The following is a 3,217-nucleotide window of genomic DNA, read 5'->3' as shown; positions in this document are numbered from 1 at the left end:
TCGTAGGAGTAGGCAATGCCGGCAAGCACATGGCGCAACTGCTCGCCGCCGACGGATACAAGATCGTGGGGGCCGGGGACTCCAAGGGTGCGGTCCATGTCCAAGATGGTCTCGACATTGGCGAACTGCTTGCCGCCAAGCGCCACGGAAGTGTCACTAGCATTGCAGGTTCAGCTGGTGTCTCCGAGATTCCTCGCGACGCGCTCCTGGCGGTCGAATGCGAAATCCTTGTCTTGGCCGGGATTGAGAATACGGTTCACGAGGGCAACGCGGGAAGCATCAAGGCCCGGCTCATTGTCGAACTCGCCAACGGCCCGATCACCCCGGAGGCCGACGAGATCCTCTCGGCCATGGACGTCGTAATCCTTCCGGATATCCTGGCGAATGCTGGCGGCGTCACTGTTTCCTACTTCGAATGGGTGCAGAACCGCCAGGGCGAACGATGGACCCTCGAACAGGTGCATGAACGGCTGAAGACGGCAATGGAAAGGGAAGCCGACGCCGTTTGGGCATATGCGCGAGACAAGAACATCACCCTGCGCACCGCTGCCTACGTTCTTGCGCTCTCGCGCATTGCCGCAGCTATGGAGGCGCTCGACGTAGAAGAGGAGGGAGACCACCGCCGCTCGGGTAAAGACGGCAGCCTGTGTGGCTCCGCCACTTGAGAAACGGCTCAAACCGCTGGAGGAAATACGATGGAAGCAACTGCAAACTCAACTGGAAGAAAATTGCTTACCGGATTTGAGAATTTAGGCAAATGCGGGCGCATTGCCTGTCGGAAAGTGGAGAAGGACAATGTCTAAATCTGAGTTTGAGCGTTTCATTGACGATCTGGGGAACGACGCTAACCTGCTGGAATACGTGAAAAAAAATGTTACCGGTCTCGCGTCGCTGGTGGCGAGCGGAAAGAGCCACGGCTACGATTTCACGATCGATGAGGCCAAGAGTTACATAAAGGCCAGAAGCCCGCGTGGCTTGACCGACAAGAAGGCCAATCAGACCGCGGGCAAGCACGGTTCGGACCTTGTGACCTCGATCAAAGCAGTCCAGACCATCGTGGCTGCCACCACCGCTGTTGAGGCGGCGCAAGCGGCAACGACTGTCTTTGAAGCCGCCGAGGCGATTGTCGTCGTTGCTGCAGTCCTCGTCTAGTCAAACCGTCACGGGGGTGTTCATTCACCCCGTGACCGATGAGAAAGTGGGAATGGGAGGTAACCTCGTGGCGCATTCTGCCAAAGAACACTATCGACAGATCTTTGATCGGCGGACACCTGGAGAGATGCGCACGTTAGCCCATATCAAGCGGTTCTTAGAATGCTTCCTCGGCGACGCGGGATTCAGGAGCGCGCTTTCGGAGAATCTCGGCAACCCTCGTACCGCAGCTGCAGGCTACGGGATTGAAGTCGACCCGATGGAGATGCTGCCGCTCTGGCATCCAAACTACCTGAAATTCGATCGCAAGCCTGAGCGTGCGTCGTGGCCACTGGCTGTAGCTTGGCGTGAGTATATAGGCGAGATGGTGCACAATCGCGACCTTCTGCGGGACGAGGGCAATATGTCGGTGGCTGCGCCTCGGTTCCATGCGTGGCGTGAGCGCCAAATGCGCCGCTGCGAAGACGTGTTGGGCGATTGCTCGAAGTCCATTACGCACCCCGTCATCGCCTTCGAGCTGAGCGAAGGCTGCACCGGGGGCTGCTGGTTTTGCGGCCTCTCGGCGGGCCGGTTCAAGGACTATTTTGAATATAGCAAAGAGCATGCAGACCTCTGGCGCGGGGTGGTCGGCGCCGCGAGGGAAATGTTTGGTTCGGCAGCGAGCACTGGTTTCTGCTATTGCTCCACAGACCCTATGGATAATCCTGACTACGACCGCTTTCTCTTCGACTACTATCAAATCACCGGCACATTGCCCCAAACAACGACGGCTATGCCTCTCAAGAATCTGGCACTCACCAAGCGCGTGCTCGAGCTGTTCGAACGCTACCGCTGCGTGACCAATCGCTTTTCCGTGTTGAGCACGGAGCAACTCAATCAAATCCACTCGACATTTTCGCCCGAGGATCTCATGGGCGTTGAGCTCGTCCTGCAAGGCAAGGACATGCCAAGTTCAAAAGCTTTCGCCGGCCGCGCGCGAAACGAGAAACTCAGCGTAGCCAAAAACGGCGATGCAACACCCTTATCTAAGAGCGATCACACGACGATCGCTTGCGTTTCTGGCTTTCTCGTAAATATGCCGCGGCGGCGTGTGCAATTGGTGACGCCGGTACCGGCGAGCAGACGCTGGCCTCTTGGTTACCGCATCCTGGATGAACGTTTTTTCGAAACGCCAGACGAGTTCCAAGACGAAGTCCAAAGTATGATCGATGAGCACATGCACGATAGCCCACCTTCCAACCGGCCGTTCCGCTTCCGCGGGGACTTGCAGTACGAGGCCAAGCGCCATCACTTCCTCCTCCGCTCGCGCCACTGGGAGTATCAGGTGCCCGACAACGCCGCGTCGATCTCCGTTGGCGATCTGATCGCAGGTGGCCAATGTACAGCGTCGGAGATAGTTGCTCGCGTCGTAACGGATGGAGCGAGCGCCATTGGTGTTGCCGATGAGCTCGACCAACTGCATACGAAGGGGTTGCTCGAAGAGGACCTCGATGAGCGCTTTGCCTGGCGTGGTGGCGAGGGCGCGATATGAGTACCGATGTCGCGATCGTGCTGGTGAACATGCCGATGTCAGCAGTTGAACGACCGTCGCTAGCGCTTGGCCTGCTGAAGTCGGTGCTGACGCAGGCCGGCCTGCGCTCGAGGACAGCGTATGCCAATATCTGGTTTCTGGAATACGCTGGCCTCGCCGACTACAGTGTACTTGAGACTTCCCCTCCGGAGGAAGCGCTTGTTGACTGGCTGTTCGCAGGTGTAGCATTTCCAGACTTCGAAACGGACCACGCCCGCTTCCTCGACCGGTATTTCCAGCGCAATCCGTGCCTGCATAAAAGTGAGCCCGGGCTTCGTGCGAAGTTCCTAGAGCTGCGTTCGCTCATCGGCGGCTTCATCGATTGGACATGCGGCAAGATACTGAGGGAGCGGCCGGCTATGGTCGGTTGCACCTCAACATTCACCCAGCACGTTCCCGCGCTTGCACTGCTACGCCGCCTGAGCGAGCTCTCGCCAGGTTTAGTCACTCTCATGGGGGGTGCCAATTGTGAATCCGTGATGGGACGTACTACTC

Annotated in this window: 3 protein-coding genes and 1 pseudogene; all 4 read left to right on the top strand. The window is 58.0% G+C overall.

From position 1 onward, the window contains the following. Positions 1-665 (top strand): Glu/Leu/Phe/Val family dehydrogenase (locus tag AC1D1Z_RS35560; protein WP_477853484.1); only part of this gene is annotated, 665 nt, incomplete at its 5' end. Positions 666-795: 130 nt separating this feature from the next. Then, a complete protein-coding gene (locus AC1D1Z_RS35555) occupies positions 796-1,152 on the top strand; it encodes a Nif11-like leader peptide family natural product precursor (RefSeq protein ID WP_065276871.1) in 357 nt (118 codons plus the stop codon). A gap of 67 nt (positions 1,153-1,219) precedes the next feature. Continuing rightward, a complete protein-coding gene (locus tag AC1D1Z_RS35550; protein WP_245308434.1) occupies positions 1,220-2,683 on the top strand; it encodes a radical SAM family RiPP maturation amino acid epimerase in 1,464 nt (487 codons plus the stop codon). Next, positions 2,680-3,217 (top strand): annotated as a pseudogene (locus AC1D1Z_RS35545) (RiPP maturation radical SAM C-methyltransferase); the annotation flags it as partial. The gene AC1D1Z_RS35550 and the pseudogene AC1D1Z_RS35545, both read left to right, overlap by 4 nt.

Source organism: Rhizobium sp. P1_E1 (assembly GCF_056406015.1).
The sequence above is the reverse complement of the archived record's forward strand: the minus strand, read 5'-3'. Positions and strand labels throughout refer to the sequence as shown.

Bases quoted from the DNA above. Each gene is read 5' to 3' on its own strand.
- AC1D1Z_RS35555 (WP_065276871.1), top strand. From the start codon at position 796: ATGTCTAAATCTGAGTTTGAGCGTTTCATTGACGATCTGGGGAACGAC.